23 protein-coding genes are annotated in these 23,191 nt (G+C 68.8%); 22 read left to right on the top strand and 1 reads right to left on the bottom strand.

What is annotated here, in order from left to right; genetic code table 11:
- The first annotated feature begins 1 nt into the window (after window position 1).
- Window positions 2–1,015, top strand: a complete 1,014-nt coding sequence (gene cydB / locus ACW6W5_RS00365) for a cytochrome d ubiquinol oxidase subunit II (protein ID WP_152152103.1) — start codon at window positions 2–4, stop codon at window positions 1,013–1,015.
- Between the two features lie 265 nt (window positions 1,016–1,280).
- On the opposite strand, the gene ACW6W5_RS00370 is transcribed toward cydB, so the two are convergent.
- A complete protein-coding gene (locus tag ACW6W5_RS00370; RefSeq protein WP_428999824.1) occupies window positions 1,281–2,294 on the bottom strand; it encodes a chorismate transformation enzyme, FkbO/Hyg5 family in 1,014 nt (337 codons plus the stop codon).
- 135 nt (window positions 2,295–2,429) lie between these two features.
- On the opposite strand from ACW6W5_RS00370, the gene ACW6W5_RS00375 reads away from it, so the two are divergent.
- From ACW6W5_RS00375 to ACW6W5_RS00475, 21 genes are all read left to right on the top strand, one after another.
- On the top strand, window positions 2,430–3,164 hold the full coding sequence (locus tag ACW6W5_RS00375) for a beta-ketoacyl synthase chain length factor (RefSeq protein ID WP_152152105.1): 735 nt from the start codon (window positions 2,430–2,432) through the stop codon (window positions 3,162–3,164).
- Window positions 3,157–3,960 (top strand): lysophospholipid acyltransferase family protein, encoded by an 804-nt coding sequence (locus ACW6W5_RS00380; RefSeq protein ID WP_152152107.1) that lies wholly within the window; start codon window positions 3,157–3,159, stop codon window positions 3,958–3,960. The genes ACW6W5_RS00375 and ACW6W5_RS00380 overlap by 8 nt, the downstream gene beginning before the upstream one ends.
- The gene (locus ACW6W5_RS00385; protein WP_019185497.1) at window positions 3,947–4,207 is read left to right on the top strand and encodes a phosphopantetheine-binding protein; all 261 of its coding nucleotides are present in this window, start codon (window positions 3,947–3,949) and stop codon (window positions 4,205–4,207) included. Before ACW6W5_RS00380 ends, ACW6W5_RS00385 begins: the two co-directional genes overlap by 14 nt.
- A 20-nt stretch (window positions 4,208–4,227) precedes the next feature.
- Window positions 4,228–4,485 carry an acyl carrier protein gene (locus ACW6W5_RS00390; RefSeq protein WP_019185496.1) on the top strand — a complete coding sequence of 86 codons (258 nt, stop codon included), beginning with the start codon at window positions 4,228–4,230 and terminating at the stop codon, window positions 4,483–4,485.
- Window positions 4,486–4,507: 22 nt separating this feature from the next.
- A complete protein-coding gene (locus ACW6W5_RS00395) occupies window positions 4,508–5,059 on the top strand; it encodes a COG4648 family protein (protein ID WP_152152108.1) in 552 nt (183 codons plus the stop codon).
- On the top strand, window positions 5,052–6,737 hold the full coding sequence (locus tag ACW6W5_RS00400; protein ID WP_121040887.1) for an ApeI family dehydratase: 1,686 nt from the start codon (window positions 5,052–5,054) through the stop codon (window positions 6,735–6,737). Before ACW6W5_RS00395 ends, ACW6W5_RS00400 begins: the two co-directional genes overlap by 8 nt.
- Complete coding sequence (locus ACW6W5_RS00405; RefSeq protein WP_152152110.1) at window positions 6,730–7,515, top strand: glycosyltransferase family 2 protein; 786 nt, start codon at window positions 6,730–6,732, stop codon at window positions 7,513–7,515. The genes ACW6W5_RS00400 and ACW6W5_RS00405 overlap by 8 nt, the downstream gene beginning before the upstream one ends.
- The gene (locus ACW6W5_RS00410) at window positions 7,512–8,459 is read left to right on the top strand and encodes an LpxL/LpxP family acyltransferase (RefSeq protein ID WP_121040883.1); all 948 of its coding nucleotides are present in this window, start codon (window positions 7,512–7,514) and stop codon (window positions 8,457–8,459) included. Before ACW6W5_RS00405 ends, ACW6W5_RS00410 begins: the two co-directional genes overlap by 4 nt.
- Window positions 8,449–10,005 (top strand): HAL/PAL/TAL family ammonia-lyase, encoded by a 1,557-nt coding sequence (locus ACW6W5_RS00415; RefSeq protein ID WP_152152112.1) that lies wholly within the window; start codon window positions 8,449–8,451, stop codon window positions 10,003–10,005. The genes ACW6W5_RS00410 and ACW6W5_RS00415 overlap by 11 nt, the downstream gene beginning before the upstream one ends.
- Window positions 9,992–10,414, top strand: a complete 423-nt coding sequence (locus ACW6W5_RS00420) for an acyl-CoA thioesterase (RefSeq protein ID WP_121040879.1) — start codon at window positions 9,992–9,994, stop codon at window positions 10,412–10,414. Before ACW6W5_RS00415 ends, ACW6W5_RS00420 begins: the two co-directional genes overlap by 14 nt.
- A complete protein-coding gene (locus tag ACW6W5_RS00425; RefSeq protein ID WP_152152114.1) occupies window positions 10,411–11,031 on the top strand; it encodes an outer membrane lipoprotein carrier protein LolA in 621 nt (206 codons plus the stop codon). Before ACW6W5_RS00420 ends, ACW6W5_RS00425 begins: the two co-directional genes overlap by 4 nt.
- Window positions 11,024–13,369, top strand: a complete 2,346-nt coding sequence (locus ACW6W5_RS00430) for an MMPL family transporter (RefSeq protein ID WP_152152115.1) — start codon at window positions 11,024–11,026, stop codon at window positions 13,367–13,369. The genes ACW6W5_RS00425 and ACW6W5_RS00430 overlap by 8 nt, the downstream gene beginning before the upstream one ends.
- 42 nt (window positions 13,370–13,411) lie before the next feature.
- Complete coding sequence (locus tag ACW6W5_RS00435) at window positions 13,412–14,653, top strand: NAD(P)/FAD-dependent oxidoreductase (protein WP_152152117.1); 1,242 nt, start codon at window positions 13,412–13,414, stop codon at window positions 14,651–14,653.
- On the top strand, window positions 14,641–15,192 hold the full coding sequence (locus tag ACW6W5_RS00440; RefSeq protein WP_121040871.1) for a DUF3261 domain-containing protein: 552 nt from the start codon (window positions 14,641–14,643) through the stop codon (window positions 15,190–15,192). The genes ACW6W5_RS00435 and ACW6W5_RS00440 overlap by 13 nt, the downstream gene beginning before the upstream one ends.
- Window positions 15,189–16,376: a beta-ketoacyl-ACP synthase gene (locus ACW6W5_RS00445; RefSeq protein WP_121040869.1), complete on the top strand. Its 1,188-nt coding sequence runs from the start codon at window positions 15,189–15,191 to the stop codon at window positions 16,374–16,376. The genes ACW6W5_RS00440 and ACW6W5_RS00445 overlap by 4 nt, the downstream gene beginning before the upstream one ends.
- A 2-nt stretch (window positions 16,377–16,378) precedes the next feature.
- On the top strand, window positions 16,379–16,834 hold the full coding sequence (locus ACW6W5_RS00450; protein WP_226956608.1) for an ApeP family dehydratase: 456 nt from the start codon (window positions 16,379–16,381) through the stop codon (window positions 16,832–16,834).
- Window positions 16,831–17,562, top strand: a complete 732-nt coding sequence (locus tag ACW6W5_RS00455; protein WP_121040865.1) for a 3-ketoacyl-ACP reductase FabG2 — start codon at window positions 16,831–16,833, stop codon at window positions 17,560–17,562. The genes ACW6W5_RS00450 and ACW6W5_RS00455 overlap by 4 nt, the downstream gene beginning before the upstream one ends.
- A complete protein-coding gene (locus tag ACW6W5_RS00460) occupies window positions 17,562–18,803 on the top strand; it encodes a beta-ketoacyl-ACP synthase (protein ID WP_121040863.1) in 1,242 nt (413 codons plus the stop codon). The genes ACW6W5_RS00455 and ACW6W5_RS00460 overlap by 1 nt, the downstream gene beginning before the upstream one ends.
- Window positions 18,804–18,877: 74 nt before the next feature.
- Window positions 18,878–19,315, top strand: coding sequence for an excinuclease ATPase subunit (locus ACW6W5_RS00465; protein ID WP_121040861.1), 438 nt, complete (start codon window positions 18,878–18,880; stop codon window positions 19,313–19,315).
- A 260-nt stretch (window positions 19,316–19,575) separates the two neighbouring features.
- Window positions 19,576–19,842 carry a YcgL domain-containing protein gene (locus tag ACW6W5_RS00470; protein ID WP_121040858.1) on the top strand — a complete coding sequence of 89 codons (267 nt, stop codon included), beginning with the start codon at window positions 19,576–19,578 and terminating at the stop codon, window positions 19,840–19,842.
- Window positions 19,835–23,170: an ankyrin repeat domain-containing protein gene (locus ACW6W5_RS00475; protein WP_152152119.1), complete on the top strand. Its 3,336-nt coding sequence runs from the start codon at window positions 19,835–19,837 to the stop codon at window positions 23,168–23,170. Before ACW6W5_RS00470 ends, ACW6W5_RS00475 begins: the two co-directional genes overlap by 8 nt.
- Window positions 23,171–23,191: the final 21 nt, after the last annotated feature.

Consider the following 23,191-nt stretch of genomic DNA (forward strand, 5'->3'; position numbering starts at 1 on the left):
GATGGAGATGACGATCTGGCTGCCGGTGGCATGGTTCGCGGTGATCGGCTTTGGTGTGTTGATGTACGTGGTGCTGGATGGCTTCGTGCTCGGCATCGGGATCCTCGCGCCGATGGCCGAGGATGAGGAGCAGCTCGACATCATGATGAATACCGCCGCCCCCATCTGGGACGGCAACGAAACCTGGCTGGTGCTGGGCGGGGCCGGGCTGATGGCCGCCTTCCCGAAGGCCTACGCCGCGCTGCTGTCGGCGCTGTACCTGCCGGTCCTGTTGCTGGTGGTCGCGCTGGTGTTCCGCGGCGTGGCTTTCGAGTTCCGCTTCAAGGCGCACCGCTCGCGCAAGCTGTGGAGCGTGGCCTTCGGCCTGGGTTCGCTGCTGGCCGCCTTCGCGCAGGGCGTGATCCTCGGCGCACTCGTGCAGGGCCTGCAGGTCGTGGATGGCCGTTATGTGGGCGGCGCGTTCAGCTGGTTCAGCCCGTTCTCGATGTTGACCGGCGCAGCCGTGGTATTCGGCTACGCGCTGCTCGGCAGTACCTGGTTGATCCTCAAGACCGAGGGCCGCGAGCAGGCCTTCGCACGCACCTTGACCCGCCCGCTGGTGGTGGCGGTGATCGTGTTCATGGGCCTGGTGAGCGCATGGTTGCCGTTCCTGGATTCGCGCTTGATGGCGCGCTGGTTCAGCGATGGCAACTTCTGGTGGCTCTCGCCGGTGCCCTTGCTGACGTTGGCCGTGGCCACCGCGCTGTGGCGCAGCGCGATGCACCCCAAGCGCGATCTGCCGCCGTTCCTGTTGACGCTGGCCCTGTTCGTGCTCGGCTTCATCGGCCTGGTGCTGGGCATGTGGCCGTACCTGCTGCCGCCGAGCATGACGTTGTGGCAGGCCGCTGCGCCGGCCTCGTCGCTGAGCTTCAGCCTGGTCGGGCTGGTGATCCTGCTGCCGGTGATCCTGGGCTATACGGCGTGGTCGTACCGGGTGTTCCGCGGCAAGGTGCGGGCGGATGTGGGGTATCACTGAGGAAAGCGCGGTGGCTATTCCCGGTTCCGTGTGGGCGAGGGCGGTCAGACCCTGCCCGGACGCGCCGTAAACCCATCCATGGGGGCTCGTGAGCGGCATCCATGCCGCTCCAACGGTCCCGGCAGGGTCTGACCGCCCTCGCCCTGAAAGGTCTGCGTCGTCGGTTGGAAAAAGCCAACCGTAAAAGAAGGGTCAAAGGCAGCCGACCAGCGGTCGGCACTACAGGGGCCTGCAGCCGGCGAAGGGAACGACAGCCGCCGCGAACTCAGCCGTGCAGCCCCTCGATCTCCACCAGCAGCTCCGCACGGCACACTTCGGCGTGCAACACCACGAACGGCGGCGCCGTCGGCAGCGCCGCCATCTGCGCCGTCACCGCCGCCATATCCTCCGCGCGCCGCACATACACCTTCAGCACCGAGGTCGAACCCAACGCCGGCGACAGCGACGGCCGCTGACCGCGCGCCGTATCCACCAGACTCTGCAGATTCCTCAGCGTCTCCCGCAACTGCTCATCCACCGCCCCCGTGTGCTGCGACACATGCCCCACGATCGCCGCCGTCCCCGACTGCAGCAACGGCAGGCCTGTGGCCAACGGCGGCAGCAACGCCCGCGAAAAACTCGGCGACTGCGGCCCGTACTGGCGTGGATAACGGAACGCGCTCACCTGGCGCGGATTCTCCAGCGGCAGGCCCGGCTCGCGCGCCGCCAGCCAATACACCTGCAGCCGGCGCTCACCGTCGAAACGACCAATGCAGGTCGCCGCCGGCAGTGCGGCTTCATCCAGTTCACGCAGGCCCCGCACGCGGCCCACGCAGAAACGTCGGTACCGTTCATCGTCGCCATCGCCCTCGGTCACCGCGTCCAGATAGTTCCAGGTGCGCAGCAGATGCGGATAGCCACAGCGTGACAGGAACGCGCTCATCCGCGCATAGGCCTCGGCCGCGGCCGACTCGATATCGCTGTCGACCTCGTCGATCTCCAGCACCCCGAACAGCAGGCTGTCGGTGTGCGACCAGCGCACCCCATCGGTGGTGCCGTGCGCGACCGGCGTGCCGCCACGCCAGACCTCGATCCGCGCCGGGCCCTGCTCGGCCAGCGGTACCTGCAGCCAGCGCGGGTCATCCAGCGCGGCGTGGCGCGGGCCGAAGCCGAACACGGCCAGCGTCTGCGGGTCGGCCAGCGCGGCATCGCGCTGCGCGGCCGGGACGTAGGCCACATGGAACAACGCAGGTCCGGAGGAGGGAATAGCGACTGCCGGAGCTGTTGCGTTGTCGATCATGTTGCTCATTTCAGGATGTGAATGCTGCCAGTGCCGAGAGTGTCATGATAGCGTGCGCTCCTTTCTCGGTACCGCCACCGGTGCCAGGCGATGTCGACGGCCTTCTCTTGGTACCCATCCATCACGTTGGCGGGAATGATTGAGTTTTCTGTAATTGATTGGGCGGCGTGGGCGCCGGGCATCACCACCCGCGAGCAGTGGCAGGCGTGGGCGAACGCCCCCTGGCTGCCAACCGGTGAGGACACCCCGGCACTGTCCGAAGTGCCGGCCATGCAGCGTCGCCGCATCGAGCGGCTGGGCCGCATGGCGATCCAGACCGCCTGCTGGTGCGAGCAACCCGGTGACGGTGGCCAGGTGCCACTGGTGTTCGCCTCGCGGCATGGCGACGTGGCCCGCTCGATGGAACTGCTCAATACCCTGAGCGCGGACCAGCCGATGTCGCCGACCGGCTTTGGTCTGTCGGTGCACAACGCGATCGGCGCCCTGTATTCGATCGCCCGTGGGCATCGGGGAAACTATCTGGCCCTCGCCGCCGGCCGCGCCACCGTCGAGACCGCCTGCATCGAGGCGTTCGGGCTGCTGGCCGATGGCGCGCCGGAGGTGCGTCTGGTGATCTATGAATCCGCCTTGCCGCCGGTCTACGCGGGTTTCGCCGACGAACCCGACCCGTTCTTCGCGTGGTGCTGGCGGCTGGGGCCGGCCGACGGTCCGGGCACCCGGCTGTCGCTGGGCTGGGGCGGCGGTGGTGAAGACCGCCCCTCCGAGGCGCTGCCGCATGGCCTGGACGTGCTGCGCTTCCTGCTGGCCGGTGAACGGGCGCTGGCGCTGGACGCCGATGGCCAACGCTGGGCCTGGCAACGCCATGGCTGAGCGCTGGCCGGCCCGGATCAACCATGCCTGGCGGGTGCTGGGGACAGGGCTGAGCTTTGCCGCCTTCGGGATCGGGGGGCTGGTGCTGGGCGGCCTGTTGTTCCTGTCGTTGCTGCTGATCCGCGAGCCGGTGCGCCGGCGCGTGTTGGCGCGCCGCCTGGTCCAAGGCAGCTTCGCCACCCACGTCGGCCTGATGCACCGGCTGGGGCTGATGACCTACGAGATCCGCGGGGGCGAACGCCTGCAGCGCAACGGCCTGCTCATCCTGGCCAACCACCCGACCCTGATCGACGTGGTGCTGCTGATCGCCCAGCTTCCCAATGCCGATTGCGTGGTCAAGCAGGCCGTGGCGCGCAATCCGTTCATGCGCGGCCCGGTCCGGGCCGCCGGCTACGTCTCCAATGATGACGGGGCAGGGCTGGTGGATGACTGCATCGCCGCGGTCCATGCCGGCGGCAACCTGGTGATCTTCCCGGAGGGCACGCGCACCGTGCCGGGCCAGCCGCTGCGCCTGCAGCGCGGGGCGGCCAACATCGCGGTGCGGGGCCGGCTGGACATCACGCCGGTCCGGATCACCTGCACCCCGCCGACCCTGACCAAGGGCCAGAAATGGTATCGTGTGCCATCACGGCGATTTCACGTTCAGCTGGAAGTCGGGGAGGATCTCCCGATTGCCCCGTTTCTGAACGAGATCGGCGATGCGCCCAGGGGGGATGCCTTGGCCGCCCGGCGTGTGACCGATCATCTTGCCCATTACTTCGACTTCGCTGGAGACCCGACCCGTGCAAGCACTTGAGCACGAGATCAAGGAATTGATCATTTCATCGCTTTCACTGGAAGACATCACTCCCGAAGACATCGATTCCGCCGCGCCCCTGTTCGTTGAAGGGCTGGGCCTGGATTCCATCGACGCGCTGGAACTTGGATTGGCCCTGCAGAAAAAGTACGGTGTCAGCCTGTCAGCCGATTCGGAAGAGACCCGTCGCCATTTCTCCAGCGTGCGTGCCCTGAGCGAGTTTGTCGCCGCACGCCAGCCGTCCTAACGGCGCGTCAGGATTTACCCATGACCAAGAACGAACTTTTCGAGCGCATCGTCAAGATCCTCAAGGACAGCTTTGAGATCGAGCCGAGCCGTATCACGCCCGCGGCGCGGCTGTATGACGACCTGGACATCGACAGCATCGACGCGGTCGACCTGATCGTGCAGCTCAAGCCGCTGCTCGGCCGCAATCTGCAGCCGGAAGCGTTCAAACAGGTGCGCACCGTGCAGGACATCGTGGATGTGGTGCACGGGCTGTTGCCCGGTCAAGCGGCCGCCTGACGGCCATCGCTGAAGACTGACCATGGTCCGGGTACGCGTCGCGGCGTTTGCGTTGCTGTCGCTGGCATACCCGCTGGTGGTCTACCTGTCGCTGGGCCGGTTCGAGCCGCGCTGGTTGTCGCTGCTGCTGTTCACCCTGGCCGCGCTGCGCGCGCTGACCACCCGCCAGGCGGTGTGGTGGGTGGCCGCACTCGGCACCGGTGTACTCGCCCTGGTGGCCACGGCCTTCAACGAGGCGCTGCCGCTGAAGCTGTACCCGGCGCTGGTGAACGCGGTGATGCTGGTGATCTTCGCCACCAGCCTGCGCTTCGGGCCGAGTGCCGTGGAGCGCCTGGCGCGGCTGAGCGAGCCGGATCTGCCGCCGTTCGCCGTGATCTACACCCGCCGCGTGACCTGGATCTGGTGCGGGTTCTTTGTTCTCAACGGAAGTCTGGCCCTGGCCACGGCGCTGTGGGCGTCCAACCAAGTGTGGGCGTTCTACAACGGAGTGTTGGCGTACGTGATGATGGGTGCTCTGTTTGGCGGGGAATGGCTGGTCCGGCGACGGGTCAAGGCGGCGCATGCCCATGGCTGAGTGGATCGCACTGGACCGGCTGGCGCTGGCCCCGCGGCCGGGCCGCATCGTCGGCATCGCCGGCGACACCGTGGTGGAGCACCCGCAGTTCCGCGCGCAGGTGCTCGGCTGGCAGCAGGCGTTCGCGCGTGCGCCCGGCACCGACTGGGCCCTGTATTTCGATGACACGCTGAGCTTCGCCGCCGCTCTGCTGGGTGCCTGGCATGCCGGCAAGCGGGTGTTCCTGGGCGGCGACAACCTGCCGGCCACGCTGGAAGGGCTGAGCCCGTGCGTGGCCGGGTTCGCCGGCGACGTGCCGGCCCGGTATGCGCCGCTGCAGCCCGATGCGGCGGCCGATCCGGATCAGGTGCTGCAGCCGTTGGACGAAGCGGTGCTGGAGCTGGTGGTGTTCACCTCCGGCAGCACCGGCGCGCCGAGCGCCATCGTCAAACGCATGCGCCAGCTGACCCGCGAGGTGGATGCGCTGCAGGCCGCCTTCGGCGAGCAGCTCGACGGTGCGCAGGTGCAGGGCACGGTCTCCCACCAGCACATCTACGGGCTGCTGTTCCGGGTGCTGTGGCCGCTGGTGGCCGGGCGCGCGATCCAGCCGCGCCGGTTCTTCCACGAAGACCTGATCAGCGCGCTGGGCGGCCAGCCATCAGTGCTGGTGGCCACCCCGGCCCATCTCAAACGCCTGCCCGAGCAGCTGGACTGGTCCTCGCTGGACGGTCAGCTGCGCGCGGTGTTCTCCTCTGGGGGTCCGTTGCCGACCGAGGCGGCGCTGCAGGTGCGCGCCTTGATGGGCGTGGCCCCGACTGAAGTCTTCGGCAGCAGCGAGACCGGTGGCGTTGCGTGGCGGCGCTGGAGTGCAGCGCGGCCGCAGTGGCATCCGTTGCCCGGCGTCGCCTGGCGGATCGACGAGGGCTGCCTGGCGGTCCGCTCGCCGCACCTGGCGAGCGAGGACTGGTGGCTGACCCAGGACCGTGCCGTGGCCGACGACGGCCACAGCTTCCGCCTGCTCGGGCGCGCCGATCGCATCGTCAAGATCGAAGAGCGCCGCGTCTCGCTGGATGCCCTGGAGCAGCAGCTGCGTGCGCACCCGGCGGTGCAGGACGTGCGGGTGCTGGTGCTGCCGGGCGCGCGCGAGCAGCTGGCCGCCGTGGTGGTGCCGCAGGCGACCGGGGTCGCGCAGTGGGACGACGCCGAGCGCCGCCGCCAGGCGCAGCAGCTCAGCGCGCATCTGGCCCGCAGCCATGACGCCGTGACCCGGCCGCGCCGCTGGCGCTTCATCGACGACCTCCCCGTCAACGCGCAGGGCAAGGTCACCGCCGCGGCACTGGCGGCGCTGTTCCGCCCGTTGATGCCGACGGCCGAGTGGCAGCAGCGCGATGACACCATCGCGTCGCTGCAGTTTGTTCTGGATCCTGACCTGGTAGCGTTCGACGGGCATTTCCCGCAGGCGAAGATCCTGCCCGGCGTGGTTCAGCTGGACTGGGCGATCCACTACGGCCGCAGCGCCTTCACGATGCCGCCGCGGTTCGTACGCATGGACGCGGTGAAGTTCCAGCATGTGGCGCGCCCCGGCGACTGCCTGCAGTTGAGCCTGGGCTGGGATGCGGCGAAATCGGCAATGAGCTTCCGCTATGTCTCCGACCATGGCGTGCATGCCAGCGGCCGGGTGGTGTTCGGCGATGCGTGATGACACGGGCAGTGGCATGAGCAGGCCTGCCTTCGCCCCGTTGGTGGTGATTCCGGTCTACGACCACGCGCACGCGATCGGCGCGGTGGTGCAGGGCGTGCTGGCCAGTGGCCTGCCATGCCTGCTGGTGGACGATGGTTCGCATCTGGACTGCGCGCAGGTGCTCGATGCCCTGGCGCGCGCGCACGCACCGCAGGTGACGCTGCTGCGGCTGGCGGTCAACCAGGGCAAGGGCGGCGCGATGCTGGCCGGGTTCGCGGAGGCCGCGCGTCTGGACTACAGCCATGTGCTGCAGATCGATGCCGATGGCCAGCACGACACCGGCGATATCCCGCGCTTCGTCGCGCTGTCGCAGGCGCAGCCGGAGGCGGTGATCTGTGGCACGCCCGCCTACGATGCCAGCGTGCCCAAGGCGCGCCTGTACGGCCGCTATGCCACGCACATCTGGGTCTGGATCAACACGCTGTCGCTGCAGATCCGCGATTCGATGTGCGGCTTCCGCCTGTATCCGCTGGCACCGGTGACGCGCCTGATCGGTGAGGAAACCATCGGCCGGCGCATGGATTTCGACAGTGAGATCCTGGTGCGGCTGTTCTGGCGTGGGGTGAAGGTGATCAATGTGCCGACCGCGGTGACCTATCCCAGCGATGGCGTCTCGCACTTCGATGTGTGGCGCGACAACGTGCGCATCAGCCGCATGCACGCGCGCCTGTTCTTCGGGATGCTGTGGCGCGCGCCGCGGCTGCTGTGGCAGCGCATCGCAGGTCCTCGCGCATGACCACGCCTGCACCTGAGAGCGCGCCGCACTGGGCCGACATCGGCGAGTCGACCTCGGCCGCCGGCGTGCTGTTTCTGTGCTGGGTGCACCGCTGGTTCGGGCGCTGGCCGTTCCGCCTGTGCGTCTACCCGGTGGTGCTCTGCCACTGGTTGACCAACCGGGTTGCACGCCAATCCTCGCTGCAGTACCTGCAGCGTCTACAGGCGCATACCGGCGTGTTTTCCGCACCGCCGGGCCGCTGGCAGAGCCTGAAGCACTTCGCGCTGTTTGCCGACACCATGCTCGACAAGCTGCTGGGCCTGGGCGGTCGCTACCCACCCGAGCGCATCTATCTGCAGCGCGACCTGGTGCTGGACAAGATCGCGCGCCGTGAAGGCGGCCTGATCCTCACCGCGCACATCGGGTGCCTGGAGTTGTGCCAGGTGCTGGCTGAGCAGGTGCCCGGCTTCCACATCACCGTGCTGGTGCACACCGCGCACGCGCAGCGTTTCAACCGGCTGATGCAGCGGCTCGATCCGCTGGCCTCGGTGGAACTGCTGCAGGTCACGGACATGGGCCCGGCCACCGCGGTCGAGCTGCAGCGCCGGGTCGAGGCGGGTGGCTTCGTGGCCATCGTCGGCGATCGCGTGCCGCTGCGCGGCGGTCGCACGGTACCGGCTTCGTTCCTCGGCCACACCGCGCAGTTCCCGATCGGCGCCTACGTGCTGGCTGCGGCGCTGGCGTGCCCGGTCTACACCATGGCCTGCCTGCACCACGGCGCAGGCTACCGCGTGCGTTTTGAGCACTTCACCGAGCGCATCGTATTGCCGCGCGGTTCGCGTGACGCCGCGCTGACTGCCCAGGCTGAAGATTTCGCCCGGTGGCTGGAAGTTCAGGTCACCCAGGCACCCTTGGACTGGTTCAATTTCTTCCCCTTCTGGGATCAGGCATCGCATGGCAAGTAAGGCCGATCAGACACCCTCCGTCCGCTTCGGCGATGCGCCGCTGACCATCGAAGACGTGGTCGCGCTCTCGCAGCGGCAGGCACAGGCCGTCGTCACCGACGATGCGGCATTCACCGCGCGCATCCAGCGCGGCGCGGATTTCCTTGATCGCCTGCTGCGCGAAGATGGCGTCATCTACGGGGTGACCACCGGCTACGGCGATTCGTGCACGGTGAACATCCCGCCGGCGCTGGTGGCCGAGCTGCCGCATCACCTGTTCACCTACCACGGCTGTGGCCTGGGCCGTTTCCTGGATCCGCAGGAGACGCGCGCGGTGATCGCTGCACGCCTGGCCTCGCTGGTGCGTGGCATGTCCGGCGTCAGCCACCCGCTGCTGCAGGGCCTGGCCACCCTGCTGCGCCACGACGTGCTGCCGCTGATTCCGGCCGAGGGTTCGGTCGGTGCCAGTGGCGATCTGACCCCGCTGTCCTACGTGGCCGCGGTGCTGTGCGGCGAGCGCGAGGTGATGTACCAGGGGGCTCGCCGCCCGGCCGCCGAGGTGCTGGCCGAGATTGGCATGGCCCCGCTGCGGCTGCGCCCCAAGGAAGGCCTGGCGATCATGAACGGCACCGCCGTGATGACGGCGCTGGCCTGCCTGGCGTATGACCGCGCCGACTACCTGACCAGGCTCGCCACGCGCCTGACCGCGTTCAACGTGCTGGCCAGCGACGGCAACGCACATCACTTCGATGAGATGCTGTTTGCCGCCAAGCCGCACCCGGGCCAGATGCAGATCGCCGCGCGCCTGCGCCAGGACCTGCACAGCGACCGCCCGCCGCGCAACGAACAGCGCCTGCAGGACCGTTACTCGCTGCGCTGCGCGCCGCATGTGATCGGCGTGGTGCAGGACGCGTTGCCGTTCTTCCGCCAGCTGATCGAAACCGAACTCAACAGCGCCAACGACAACCCGCTGATCGACGTCGAGGGCGAGCGCATCCTGCATGGCGGGCACTTCTATGGCGGCCACATCGCCTTTGCGATGGATGCGCTGAAGAACACCATTGCCAACCTGGCCGATCTGCTCGACCGGCAGATGGCGCTGGTGGTGGACGCGCGCTTCAACCACGGCCTGCCGGCCAATCTGTCGGCCGCCACCGGTGAGCGTGCAGCGATCAATCATGGCCTGAAGGCGCTGCAGATCAGCGTGTCGGCCTGGACCGCCGAAGCCCTCAAGCAGACCATGCCGGCCTCGGTGTTCTCGCGGTCCACCGAATGCCACAACCAGGACAAGGTCAGCATGGGCACCATCGCCGCGCGCGATTGCCTGCGCGTGATCGAACTGACCGAACAGGTTGTCGCCGCGCTGCTGATCACTGCCCGCCAGGGCGTGGCGCTGCGCGAGCGCGTCGGCATGAAGGCGACGTTGCACGGCGATCTGGCTGCGATGTACCAGGACCTGTCCGAGCGCATCGCCCTGATCGAGGAAGACCGCGCGCTGGATGGCGAGCTGCGCGCCCTGCTGGATGACATCCGCGCACAGCGCTGGGAGTTGTATGTCGACGCCTGATCTGAGCTTCGAGGTAACGCTGTCGCCGGCGTTCCATGACTGCGACGCCATGGAAGTGGTCTGGCATGGCAATTACTTCAAGTACTTCGAGATCGCGCGCTGCGCACTGCTGCAGCGTCACGATTACGACTATCCGCAGATGCGCGATTCCGGCTACCTGTGGCCGGTGGTTGATGCGCGGGTCAAGTACATCCGGCCGCTGCTGTACGGCCAGGCGCTGCGCGTGCGCGCCACGATCACCGAGTGGGAAAACCGCCTGAAGATCGCCTACGACATCCTGGATGCGGACAGCGGTACCACGCTGACCCGCGCCCATACCATCCAGGTCGCGGTCGACGCGGCCACCAATGAAATGCTCTACCTGTGCCCGCCGGTGCTGTGGGAGCGTCTGGGAGTGCAACCGCAATGAACCGTTTCCTGCGCACGCTGTGCGTGCTGGCGATGCTGGCCGTGGTCGCCCCGGCGCTGGCCGCCACCGATGTGGAGGCCGTCAAACAGCGCGTGGCCAAGGTCGACGTGCTGCGTGGCGAGTTCTCCCAGGAGAAGCAGGTCGCCGGCTTCAAGAACCCGCTTCGCTCGCAGGGCCGCTTCGTGCTGGCCCAGGATCACGGCGTGATCTGGACCACGCTCAAGCCGTTCCCGTCCGAGGTGGTGGTCACCCGGGACCGCATCCTCAGCCGGCAAAGCGATGGCAGCAGCCGGGTCGAACTGGATGGCCGTCAGCAACCGGCGATGCGCTCGGTCAACGCGATCATGTTCGCGCTGATGAGTGGCGATGCGCAGGCGCTCTCGGCGCAGTTCACGGTCAAGGTCGAGGTGCTGCCCGGCAACGCCTGGAAAATGCAGCTGACCCCGCGCTCGGCGATGCTCGGCAAGGTGTTCGCGCAGCTCACCCTGAGCGGCGACCGTTACGTGCGCGAGGTCCAGATCAACGAGGCCAACCAGGATGTCACCCGCATCCATTTTGTTGGCATGAGCGATACGCCGGCCACGCTCAGCACCGACGAGGGTCGCAGGTTTGAATGACGTGCTGACCTCGAACGGCCGACTGCAGCGCATCTGGCGCTGGCTGGCCATCGCCTGGTTGCTGGTGCTGGTCGGCCTGGGCGTGCAGCAGTGGCAGCTGTGGAAGAGCGAATCGCGGATCGACACCGACATCCTCGCGCTGTTGCCGCAGGACGCGCATGACCGTCTGTTGTCCGATGTTACCCGGCGCATCGCCGATGCCAATGCGCGCCAGATCGTGGTGCTGCTGGGCAGCACCGATGCCGCGCAGACCAAGGCGGCCGAGGCCGCGTTCCGCGCCACCCTGCGCGACAGCGCCGACGGCAAGGCCCTGCTCCAGGAGAGCGGCTCGATCGAGGGCTGGTTCGATCAGGCCCGCGCGTTCTACGCACCGTATCGCGATCGTCTGCTGACCAGCGCACAGCGCGAGCGGCTGCAGAACGAACCCACCCAAGGCCTGGCCGAGTCGGCGCTGGCGGCGCTGTACGGCCCGATGGGGGCACCGCGCCTGACCGAGTGGCGCCAGGATCCGCTGTCGCTGTGGCCGCAGTGGTGGCAGGAACGCGCGCTGGGCTCGGGCCTGCAGATGGGCGACGACGGCCTGCTGGAGGCCGATGGCAAGCACTGGTCGATCGTGCAGTACGACACGGTCGGCTCGGCGTTCCAGCTCGATGGCGAGCGCCATATCGATCTGCTGCTGGACACCGCCGCCGAGGCCGCCGCCAGGCAGGCGCCGGGGCTGGAGGTGCTGCGTGCCGGTGTGCCGCTGCATGCCGAGGCCGCTGCGGTGCAGGCCAACTGGGAAATCAACACGATCGGCTGGGGCTCGCTGGCCGCGGTGCTGCTGCTGGTGTGGCTGGCATTCCGCTCGCTGCGCCCGATCCTGCTGGTGGCCGCCTCGCTGCTGATCGGCTGCGGTGTCGCGCTGGCGGTGACGGTGCTGGTGTTCGGCAAGGTGCACGTGCTCACGTTGGTGTTTGGTGCGTCACTGGTCGGTGTTGCCGAGGACTACGGCATCCACTGGTTCGCCTCGCGCCAGGCCGAGCCGGCCGACCGTCGCTGGAAACTGCTGCGGCATCTGCTGCCGGGCCTGTGGCTGGCGTTGCTGACCAGCGCGCTGGCGTATCTCGCGCTGGGCCTGGCCCCGTTCCCGGGGCTGCGCCAGATGGCGCTGTTCTCGGTGGTGGGCCTGGCGGCCGCGTTCCTGACCGTGATCTTCTGGTTCCCGTGGCTGGATGGCGGCGAAATCCGTCGCACCGGCTTTGCCCGCTGGCTTGGCGCCACGCTGGAGCGCTGGCCGCGCCTGCATGGGCGCAAGGCGGCGATGTTCCTGGGCGTGGTGACGTTGCTGTCGGCCATCGGCATCGCGCGCCTGCAGACCAACGATGACCTGCGCAGCCTGCAGTCCTCGCCACCGGCGCTGATCGCCCAGCAGATCCGCATCAGCCAGATGCTGGGCATGCCCAGCCCGGCGCAGTTCTATCTGGTCCAGGGTGACACCGCCGAGCAGGTGCTCGAGCGCGAAGAAGCGCTGATCGACCGCTTGCGCGTGCTGGAAGCAGACAAGCAGATCGGCGGCTACCGCGCGATCAGCGATTGGCTGCCTTCGCAGAAGCGCCAGCATGCCGATGCCGCGCTGACGGCCAAGGTCGAGCCGCAGGTGCTGGCCCAGGTCGGTGAGGCCGTGGGTGAGCCGCTGCTGCGCCCCGCCTATGCCGCGCAGGATCTGCAGGCCGAGGCCTTCCTCGCATCGCCGGCGGCCATGCCGTTCCGCCACCTGTGGCTGGGCACGGTCGGGCAGGGCGTGGCGTCGGTGGTGATGGTCGATGACCTCTCCCGCGCCGATGCACTGGCCCTGCTGGAAGCACAGGCCAAGGGCATCGATGGTGTGCGCTGGGTCGACCGTACCGCCGATTTCTCGCAGCTGCTCAAGCACTACCGCAAGCTGATGAGCGGCCTGCTGCTGATCGGTATCGCGCTGGTGTTCGCGGTGATGTACTGGCGCTACCGCGGGCAGGCCTGGCGCGTGCTCGCCCCGACCCTGGTTGCCGGTGCGCTGACGCTGGCCCTGCTGGGGCTGTTCGGGCAACCGCTGCAGCTGTTCAACGTGCTCGCGCTCATGCTGCTGCTTGGCATGGGCATCGACTACGGGATCTTCCTGATCGAGCACCGCGGCGATGCCAGTGCCTGGTTGGCCGTGTGCGTTGGCGCGGCCAGCACCTGGCTGTCGTTCGGCCTGCTCGGGCTGTCGGCCACGCCGGCGCTGCGCGCGTTCGGCTTGACCCTGCTGTTCGGCATCGGCCTGGTCTGGCTGATTTCGCCGCTGTTCCGTCCCCCGCCGCACGACGCCCCACACTGAGCGACCGCGTTTTCCTCACCTGATCTGATCAAGGATGTACCGATGAATCCGCACGTGGAACGTACTGAAATCCTGGTCATCGGCGCTGGTCCGGCCGGTTCCGTGGCCGCTGCGATGCTGCGCCAGCAGGGCCGCCAGGTGCTGATCCTGGAGCGCCAGCAGTTCCCGCGGTTCTCGATCGGCGAGAGCCTGCTGCCGCAGAGCATGGAGTACATCGAGGCCGCCGGGCTGCTGCAGGACGTGGTGCAGGCCGGGTTCCAGTACAAGAACGGTGCCGCGTTCGTGCGCGGCGCAGCGACCACCGAGTTCGATTTCCGCGACAAGTTCTCGCCGGGCTGGGGCACCACCTACCAGGTGCAGCGCGCCGACTTCGATGATGTGCTGGCGCGCGGTGCCGAGCGCATGGGCGCCACGCTGCGCTTCGGTGATGAAGTGCTCTCGGTACAGCCTGGCCGCCCGGCACAGGTGCAGGTGCGCCGCCCGGATGGCAGCGAATACACCATCGAGGCCGGTTTCATCCTCGACGCCAGTGGTTTCGCCCGGCTGCTGCCGCGCCTGCTGAAACTGGAGTCGCCGTCGAACTTCCCGGTGCGCGGCGCGATCTTCTGCCACGTGCGCGACCACATTCCGGCCGGCGCGGGGTTTGACCGCAACAAGATCCTGATCACCACCCATCCTGAGCACGTGGACGTGTGGTACTGGACGATTCCGTTCTCCAACGGCTGCTGCTCGCTGGGCGTGGTCGCCGAGCCGAGCTTCTTCGAGCGCTACGCCGGTACCGATCTGGAGAAGCTGCAGGCCATCGTCGGCGAAGACCCGAACCTGACCCGCCTGCTCAGGAACGCCGAATGGGCGGTGCTGCCGGTGCGCACCATCACCGGGTATTCGGCCAACGTCTCCTCCTTGTGGGGTGAGGGCTATGCGCTGCTGGGCAATGCCGGCGAGTTCCTGGACCCGGTGTTCTCCTCGGGCGTGACGATTGCCTTCAAGTCGGCGCAGCTGGCCAGCACATGCCTGGCGCGCGAGCATGCCGGTGAGACGGTGGATTGGGAGCAGGCGTTCTCGGTGCCGCTGCGTGCCGGGGTGAAAACCTTCCGTCGTTTTGTCGAAGCCTGGTACGCCGGTGGCTTCCAGAAGATCATCTACCATCCCGATCCGCAGCCGGAGGTGCGGCGCATGATCTCCTCGATCCTGGCCGGCTACGCCTGGGATACGCAGAACCCGTATGTCGCCGATGCCACGGGCCGGCGCCTGCGCGTGCTGGAGGAACTGTGCAGCGCCTGATCCTGACCCTGTTGCTGAGCCTGCTGCTGGCCGCGTGTGCCAGCACCCGCATGCCCACACCGCTGGTGCAGCTGCCCACGCTGCAGCTGGCGCCATCGGCATTGCCGCAACCGGTGCAACTGCAGCAGCGCCTGCAGTTCCGCTTCGGCAGCCACGCGCGCGAGCTGGATGCGCTGCTGGAAGTGGACGCCGAGCAGGTGCGGCTGGCCGTGCAGGCGATGGGCCAGACCGGCGTGCGCATGGTCTGGGACGGGCAGCACCTGGAGCAGACGCGCGCGCCATGGCTGCCACCGCAGGTGCGCGGCGAACGCGTGCTGGACGACCTGCAGTTCGCGTTGTGGCCGGCGGCGGCGATCCGCGCCGCGCTGCCCGCCGGCTGGACCCTGCAGGAGACCGATGGCGTGCGCAGCCTGGTGCAGGGCGGCACGCCTTGGCTGGTGCGCGACACGCTGCCCGATGGCCGCGTGCGCCTGCGCAACCTGGCCGAGGGCTATGAACTGGTGATCGAATCGATGGACATGGGGCAGGGCCAAGAGTGAGCAGTAGCGCGGTCTATCTGAACGAGCTGGGCGTGATCTGCGCGCTGGGTGCCGACCGCGCCCAGGTGCGCGACGGCCTGTTCGCGGCGCAGCCGGGTGGCCTGCGCGACAACGCTGCGATCCTCCCCGGGCGCACGCTGGCGCTCGGCGAAGTGCATGCGCCGCTGTCGGACCTGTCCGCCCTGCCGGTGGCCCTGCGTGGCCGTAACAACGGCCTGCTGGACGCGGCGCTGGAGCAGATCCGCGCGGGCGTGGCTGCTGCGGTGGCGCGCTTTGGTGCCGCGCGTGTGGCGGTGATCATCGGCACCAGCACCTCGGGCATCGGCGAATCGGAGAACGCACTGCGTACGCATCACCGCGACGGCGTGTGGCCGGCCGATTTCCATTACGCCCAGCAGGAAATGGGCACCGCCGCGCGCTTCGTGCGCGAGCGGATCGGCAGCACCGGCCCGGCGTGGACGATCTCCACCGCCTGTTCGTCCAGCGCCAAGGCGCTGATGTCGGCCGCGCGCCTGCTGCAGGCCGGCGCGGTCGATGCCGTAGTGGCCGGTGGCGCCGATTCGATGTGCCGGTTCACCGTGGCGGGTTTCAGCGCATTGGAGTCGGTCTCGGCGGCGCGCTGCAATCCGTTCTCCGTCAACCGCAACGGCATCAACATCGGCGAAGGCGCGGCGCTGTTCCTGATGACCCGTGAGCCGGGCCCGGTGCGGCTCTCCGGCTGGGGGGAATCCTCCGATGCGCACCACATGTCCGCGCCGGATCCGCAGGCACGCGGGGCGATCGATGCGATGCAGCAGGCGCTGGAACGGGCCGGCCTGACGGCCGCGCAGATCGACTACGTGAACCTGCACGGCACCGCCACCGGCCACAACGATGCGATGGAAAGCCAGGCGGTCGCCGCTGTGCTCGGCACGCAGGTGCCGGCCAGCTCGACCAAGCCGTTGACCGGGCACACGCTGGGTGCGTCCGGCGCGATCGAAGCGGCCCTGTGCTGGATGACACTGGCCGACAACCCCGACCAGCAGTTGCCCACCCACTGGTGGGATGGGCAGGCCGATGACGCGTTGCCGGCACTGGCGCTGGTGGCACCGGGGACGCGTGCCGCGCAGCCGCTGCAGCACGTGCTCAGTCACTCATTCGCCTTCGGCGGCAGCAATGCCGTGCTGGCACTGGCCAAGGGATGAGCATGCCGCTGCCCCCCGACATCAACGCCGTGCTTCCGCACCGCGACAGCATGCGCCTGATCCACCGCGTCGTGGCCTGGCAGGACGAGTCCATCGCGGTCGAGGTGGACGTCCCGACGCAGGGTCTGTTCTGCACCCCCGACGGCGTGCCCGCCTGGGTCGGGGTCGAATACATGGCCCAGGCGATCGCCGCCTGGGCTGGGTGCCGCGCCTGGCAGACCGGTGCGGAACCCTCGATCGGCTTCCTGCTCGGCAGCCGTCGTTACACCGCCCACCAGCCGTACTTTGCCGCCGGCAGCTGCCTGCGGGTGGAGGCGAACTGCGAGCTGTTGGGCGAGAATGGCCTGGGCATGTTCGCCTGCCGGATCCTGGCGGGCGATATCGAAGTGGCAGTTGCCAACGTTTCCGTGTTCCAACCTACGGATGCAGCGGCTTATCTGGAGAGTGGAGAGGCATGACAGGGAATTTGACCGTGCTGGTGACCGGCGCCAGCCGTGGCATCGGCCGTGCCGTGGCGCTGCGTTGCGCGCGCGACGGCTTCGACGTGGTGGTGCATTGCCGCAGCCGCATCGAAGACGCGCAGGCTGTGGTGACCGAGATCCAGGCGCTGGGCCGGCAGGCCCGGGTGCTGATGTTCGACGTGAGCGACCGCGATGCCGCGCGCACTGCGCTGGAAGCGGACATCGCCGAGCACGGTACGTATTACGGGGTGGTCTGCAACGCCGGCATCGCCCGCGACGGCGCCTTCCCGGCGATGCCGGCCGAGGATTGGGATGCGGTCATCCACACCAACCTGGACAGCTTCTACAACGTGCTGCACCCCCTGGTGATGCCGCTGGTGCGCCGGCGCAAACCGGGCCGCATCGTGACCTTGTCCTCGGTGTCCGGCCTGGTCGGCAACCGCGGCCAGACCAACTACAGTGCGGCCAAGGCCGGCATCATCGGTGCCACCAAGGCGCTGGCGCTGGAGCTGGCCAGCCGCGCGATCACCGTCAACTGCGTGGCCCCCGGGCTGATCGAGACCGAGATGGTCAATGAAGAAGTGGTCGAGCACGCGCTCAAGCTGATTCCCGCCAATCGCCTGGGCCAGCCAGAAGAGGTCGCTGCGGCGGTGTCCTTCCTGCTCTCCGAATCGGCCGGCTACATCACCCGCCAGGTGATTTCGGTCAACGGAGGCATGGTCTGATGGCCCGCCCCGATCGTCGTGTCGTGGTCACCGGCGCCGCTGCCATCAGCCCGCTCGGGCAGGATTGGGCGAGCATCCGCGCGCGCCTCCAGGCGCGGACCAATGCGGTGCGCTACATCCCCGAGTGGGAGGTCTTCGATGGCCTCAACACGCGCCTGGCTGCACCGGCTGAAGATTTCGAACTGCCCGCCAACTACAACCGCAAGACCACCCGCAGCATGGGCAAGGTGGCGGTGATGTCGGTGCGCGCCACCGAGCTGGCGCTGGAGGCAGCCGGTCTGCTCGGCCATCCGGTGCTGCGCAGTGGCATGGCCGGCGTGGCCTACGGCTCGTCCTCGGGCAGCCACGAGGCCACCGCCGAGTTCGGCCGCATGCTCCATGAGCACACCACCGAAGGCATCAGCGCCACCACCTACCTGAAGATGATGAGCCACACCTCGCCGGTGAACATCGGCGTGTTCTTCGGCTTGTCCGGCCGCGTCTACACCACCTCCAGCGCCTGTACATCGGGCAGCCAGGGCGTGGGTTCGGGCTATGAAGCGATCCGCAGCGGCAAGCAGACGGTGATGGTCACCGGCGGTGCCGAGCAGCTCGACGCCACCGCCGCGGCGGTGTTCGACACCCTGTTCGCCACCAGCGTGCGCAATGATGCGCCGCAGACCACGCCCAGCCCGTTCGATGCGCACCGCGATGGCCTGGTGCTGGGCGAGGGCGCCTGCACGCTGATCCTGGAAGAGCTGGAGCATGCACAGGCACGCGGTGCCACGATCCTGGCCGAAGTGGTCGGCTATGGCACCAACAGCGACGGCCAGCACGTCACCCAGCCCAGCGCCGGCACCATGGCCCAGGCGATGCGGCTGGCGCTGGAAGATGCTGACCTGGCTGCCGATCGGATCGGCTACGTCAACGCGCACGGCACCGCCACCGAGCACGGCGACATCGCTGAAACCCAGGCCACCCACCAGGTGTTCGGCCCGGGCATGCCGATCAGCTCGCTCAAGAGCTACGTCGGGCACATGCTCGGGGCCTGCGGCGCCTTCGAGGCCTGGCTCAGCATCGAGATGATGCGCGACGGCTGGTTCGCCCCGACCCTGAACCTGCACGAGGTCGATCCGCGCTGCGGCGCGCTGGACTACATCGACGGCGAAGGGCGCGCATTGCAGACCGACCACGTCATGAGCAACAACTTCGCCTTCGGTGGCATCAACACCTCGTTGATCTTCCGCCGCTGGCAGGACTGACCGCTGTTTCCGGCCTGCCGTGCGGGCCGGCCGTTTCCGTAAACCCCTCGCGTCCCCAACAAGGAGAAAGTTGAATGCGTCGTTTTACCCTGATGGCCGCCACCGCCCTGCTGGCTGTCGCCAGCACCGCCCAGGCCCGCGATACCCGCGTGGAGCAGTCGCTGCATGAGCTGGTCAATTCCGCCGAAGCCCGCAATGTGGGCATCGACGGCAGCGTGAAGTTCTATCTGGCCGGCGAGAACGTCAGTGTGCTGCAGCGCCTGGGCGAGGATGTCACCAACAAGAAGACCAACGCGGCCAACAAGAGCGACGCCGAAGCCTGCCGCTGGGTGGCCCTGTCGGCGCTGCGCGCGCTGCAGGACGGCGCCAAGTCGCGCGGCGCCAACGCCGTGGTCGACATCGTCAGCTACTACAAGAAGAACGAGTTCAAGAGCACCACCAACTACGAATGCTATGCGGGCACGATCCTGGCCGGCGTGGCGCTGAAGGGCACCTACGCCAAGGTGAAGTAAGCCGAAAGACCACCGCCTTGTGGGCGGTGGTCTGCGGAATGGGACGACCGTGGGCACCGACAGACCCGCCGCGGCCACGCATTCATCACGGCGGTATGGGCAGACTGCAGCGGCGCCCAGCTGAACGACATCGCGACATTGATGAACCTGATGCTGTCGCGCGACGGAAAACCGACAGGGGACAGTGCACGCAGCTTTCACCTGTGCCAGCTTTCCTCCACAATCAATGTCATTCACTACCCTGGGCAAAGCCCTGCGGCATGCAAGCCTACGTCTATAAAAGCCAACGCAAGCAGGACAGCTTCGTCTATCTCGCCGTTCGTGATGACTTCTCGGTCATCCCTGACGCGGTGAAGGCCTCGCTGGCGCCGTTCCAGTTCGTTCTCGAAGTGGCCCTGACTCCCGACCGTCGCCTCGCCCAGGCCGATGCCGCACAAGTGCGCCAGAACCTGACCGAGCGTGGATTCCACCTGCAGTTGCCGCCGCCCCCGTTGGCGCCGGTCCGGTTCGCGCGACGCAATGACTGAATCCCAACGCCCCCGCGCTGTTGCCTCTGCGGCCGCGCTTGGTGTGCTGCTGGCCCTGGCCGCGGCCGTCGGTGGGGTGCCCGGTGCGGTGTGCGCCGCGCTGGCCCAGCCGGCGTTCGCGCTGGCGGTATCGTGGTGGCGCCGGACGCGCCCGCTGCAGCCATTGCCCCAGGTGGCCCGCCATGACGCGCCCGCGCTGCTGGCGCTGTGGTCGCTTGGCCCGCTGCTGCTGACCCTGCTGGTGGCCTGGCCGCTGAGCGCACTGCACGACAGCGGCAGCCTGGCCGCCGTGCTTGGCCTGAGCGTGGCGGTCAGTGCCGCGCTGCTCGGGGTCTGGCGGACCTGGCCGTTGTGGAATGACGTGGAACGCAGCGAAGGTAGCCTGGCCCGCCATTGGCAGACCCTGGCCGGGCGCGACCTGACCGCCTGGCGCGGGTTGGCCGTGGCCGCACTGGTGGTGCTGGTGTGCGCGCTGGTCGTGCTGCCGGCGTGGCCGGGCCTGGTGTCGGACGCGCTGCATTGGCCGATCGCCGCCGCGGTCGTGCTGCTGTCGCCCTTGGCGCACCTGCTGCTGCAGGCGATCGCACCGGCGACGACCCTGGGCGCGCCGATGCCGGCCGAGACGCGCGGTGACCGCGACGAGCCCTTTGCCGAGCCCTACGCCGAGCCCAAGCCGCTCGAATCGATCGGCCTGCATGAACAACAGCCGGCGCTGTATGACGCCGCGCGCAGCGGCCGGGTCGATCGCGCCCTGCAGCTGCTGCAGGCCGGCGCCGATCCGCACGGGCTGCCCGATCCGGCCTGGCGCGACCAGCGCAGCCTTGCCGTGCTCGCCGCGGTGCTGCCCGACCTGCGTCTGCTGCGTGAACTGATCGCCCGCGGCGTCGGCGTCAACGCCCCGCACCGCGGTATGACCCCGCTGCTGGCCGCCACCCGCGACAGCTGGCACGGCCGCCCCGAGGCGGTGATGACCCTGCTCGCCAACGGCGCCGACCCGCGTGCGGTGGACAGCGAAGGCAACACCCCCCTGCATCACGCCGCGCGCAGTTCCGATCCCGGCGTCGCCGCATTGCTGCGCGATGCCGCCGCCGAAGTGGATGCGCTGAACGACGATGGCTGGTCACCGTTGGCCGTGGCCTGCCAGGTCGGCAACTGGCGCCTGGCCAAGTTCCTGCTGGAACGCGGGGCCAAGACCGAGCCGGCCGAGGGCACGCCCGTGTTGCTTGCCGCTGCGGGCACCGAAGAAGACGATCCGGCCGGTGTGCAGCTGCTGCTCAAGCACAAGGCCCGCGCCGATGCGCGCGACCGCCAGCGCCGCAGCGCGCTGCACGAAGCCGCGCTGGCTGGCCATGTCGACATCATCGACGTGCTGCTTGCTGCCGGTGCCAACCTGGAAGCCCGCGACGCACTGGCGCGTACCCCGTGGCTGGAAGCCGCGCGGGGTGGCCGTGCCGGCGTGGTCGAACACCTGCTGCCGCACCACCCCGATCTCAATGCGGTCGATGGCGAAGGCCGCAACGCGGTGCTGCTGGCCTGCATGGCCGAGAACGTCTCGCCGCTGCTGATCCGTCGCCTGCGTGACCTGGGCATCGCCGTCGATGTGGCCGATCCGCAGGGCCGTCGTGCGGTGGATATCGCTGCTGGCGCCGGGCGCTGGGCGATCGTCTCGCTGCTGGATCCCGCCTATCCGCTGCCTTCCGCGGTCAGCGACGGGCTGGTGATGTCCGGCGACAGCGATGCGGCCTCGCCCTCGCTGCCGGATCGCCCACCGCTGGAGCTCCTGCGCGAAGCGCTGAGCTTCGGCAACCTGGAGGGCATGGCCGCGCTGGCCCGCCTGTGTGCGCCGGAGGAACTGGGTGCGCTGCTGCACGACGCCGAACTGGCGCTGGATCCGCAGGCGCTGGACTGGCTGCTCGCGCACGGCGCGGCGCCGGAAGTCCTGGATGCCTGCGGTGATACCCCGATGTTCGCGCTGCTGGCGCGGGGCATCGACGCGGTGCCGGCGCTGCAGGTGCTGCTGCGCCGTGGCCTGTCCCCGGCCGGTCGCGGTGGCCTGGCACGCCTGCTGAGCGCCTGCGCCCAGCACGACCACGCCTCGCGCGGGCTGGAACAGCTTGCGCTTGAACTGCTCGAGCGCGGCGCGGATCCGTTCGCGCCATCGCCGGCCGGCGATCCGCCGCTGTCGCTGGCCGTGCGGCTGGGCTGGCTGCGGCTGCAGCAGGCCCTGCTCACTCAAGGCGTGGACCGTGAAGCACGCGACAGCCATGGCATGACCGCCCTGCATCTGGCCACCGCGCTCGCGCGCGAAGGCTCGATCAAGCTGCTGGTGCAGCAGGGCGCCTCACCCGAAGCCCGCGCCGCCGACGGCCAGACCCCGCTGGGCGTGGCGCTGTCGATCGGCCGCCGCGATCTGGCCGACTGGCTGGACTGGCGGGTGTGGCCGCTGCCGCGCCGCGCGCTGCGCGACGGCGACCTGCCGGCGGCCGCGATGGCCGGTGACGCCGATGCCGTACGTCGCCTGATCGATCTCGGTTTCGCCGTTGATGTGGTCGACGCCCAAGGCTGCACCGCGCTGCTGCGTGCCGCCGGGGGCGGGCACCTGGCCGTGGTCGACCTGCTGCTCACCCGTGGCGCGAATCCGCAGCACGCCGCGGCCAGCGGTGCGACGCCCCTGTCGGCGGCGGTCAGCATGCGCCAGATCGATATCGTCTCGGCCCTGCTCGATGCCGGTGCCGAACTGGAATACCGCCTGCCGGGCGGCGTCACCGTGCTGATGCTTGCCTCGGCGCTGGGCCTGCCCGACATCGTCTCGCGCCTGCTCACCGCCGGTGCCAACGTGCACGCGGGCGATGCGCAGCAGCTTGGCCCGTTGCACTGCGCTGCGCTGTACGGTTTCAGTGCGCGCGACCGGGCGCGACTGCTGGCGCTGCTCGACACCCTGCTGCTGGCCGGTGCCGAACCGGACCTGGCCGCCGCCGGCTCGGTCACGCCGCTGCTGCTGCTGCTTGGCGCACGCGCCGAACCGGGTACCGCCTGCGATGAGCAGATCGTGCTCGCCGCGGTGGAACGCCTGCTCGACGAAGACGTTTCGCTGGAGGTGCGCGATCCGCGCGGTTTCGGTCCGCTGCATCTGGCGGCGCTGCACGGCCTGCCGCTGCTGGTACAGCGCCTGCTGCGTGCCGGCGCCGACCCGGACGTGCGCGATGCGCTCAACCGCAGCCCGCGCGAGATCGCGGTGATGCGCGGCTTCATCGACGTCGCCGGGGAGTTCGAACCGCTGGTACCGGGCGTGTCTTCGATGGCCCGGTTCCTGCGCGATAACGGCTGAGCCCCGCCTGGTAGTGCCGGC

Source organism: Stenotrophomonas sp. IS26, from assembly GCF_054188265.1.

Coding starts and splice junctions, on each gene's coding strand:
- ACW6W5_RS00380 (WP_152152107.1), top strand. CDS start 3,157: ATGGCTGAGCGCTGGCCGGCCCGGATCAACCATGCCTGGCGGGTGCTG.
- ACW6W5_RS00425 (WP_152152114.1), top strand. CDS start 10,411: ATGAACCGTTTCCTGCGCACGCTGTGCGTGCTGGCGATGCTGGCCGTG.
- ACW6W5_RS00370 (WP_428999824.1), bottom strand. CDS start 2,294: ATGATCGACAACGCAACAGCTCCGGCAGTCGCTATTCCCTCCTCCGGA.
- ACW6W5_RS00390 (WP_019185496.1), top strand. CDS start 4,228: ATGACCAAGAACGAACTTTTCGAGCGCATCGTCAAGATCCTCAAGGAC.
- ACW6W5_RS00415 (WP_152152112.1), top strand. CDS start 8,449: ATGGCAAGTAAGGCCGATCAGACACCCTCCGTCCGCTTCGGCGATGCG.
- cydB (WP_152152103.1), top strand. CDS start 2: ATGGAGATGACGATCTGGCTGCCGGTGGCATGGTTCGCGGTGATCGGC.
- ACW6W5_RS00405 (WP_152152110.1), top strand. CDS start 6,730: ATGCGTGATGACACGGGCAGTGGCATGAGCAGGCCTGCCTTCGCCCCG.
- ACW6W5_RS00475 (WP_152152119.1), top strand. CDS start 19,835: ATGACTGAATCCCAACGCCCCCGCGCTGTTGCCTCTGCGGCCGCGCTT.
- ACW6W5_RS00410 (WP_121040883.1), top strand. CDS start 7,512: ATGACCACGCCTGCACCTGAGAGCGCGCCGCACTGGGCCGACATCGGC.
- ACW6W5_RS00375 (WP_152152105.1), top strand. CDS start 2,430: ATGATTGAGTTTTCTGTAATTGATTGGGCGGCGTGGGCGCCGGGCATC.
- ACW6W5_RS00400 (WP_121040887.1), top strand. CDS start 5,052: ATGGCTGAGTGGATCGCACTGGACCGGCTGGCGCTGGCCCCGCGGCCG.
- ACW6W5_RS00435 (WP_152152117.1), top strand. CDS start 13,412: ATGAATCCGCACGTGGAACGTACTGAAATCCTGGTCATCGGCGCTGGT.
- ACW6W5_RS00455 (WP_121040865.1), top strand. CDS start 16,831: ATGACAGGGAATTTGACCGTGCTGGTGACCGGCGCCAGCCGTGGCATC.
- ACW6W5_RS00420 (WP_121040879.1), top strand. CDS start 9,992: ATGTCGACGCCTGATCTGAGCTTCGAGGTAACGCTGTCGCCGGCGTTC.
- ACW6W5_RS00450 (WP_226956608.1), top strand. CDS start 16,379: ATGCCGCTGCCCCCCGACATCAACGCCGTGCTTCCGCACCGCGACAGC.
- ACW6W5_RS00465 (WP_121040861.1), top strand. CDS start 18,878: ATGCGTCGTTTTACCCTGATGGCCGCCACCGCCCTGCTGGCTGTCGCC.
- ACW6W5_RS00395 (WP_152152108.1), top strand. CDS start 4,508: ATGGTCCGGGTACGCGTCGCGGCGTTTGCGTTGCTGTCGCTGGCATAC.
- ACW6W5_RS00470 (WP_121040858.1), top strand. CDS start 19,576: ATGCAAGCCTACGTCTATAAAAGCCAACGCAAGCAGGACAGCTTCGTC.
- ACW6W5_RS00460 (WP_121040863.1), top strand. CDS start 17,562: ATGGCCCGCCCCGATCGTCGTGTCGTGGTCACCGGCGCCGCTGCCATC.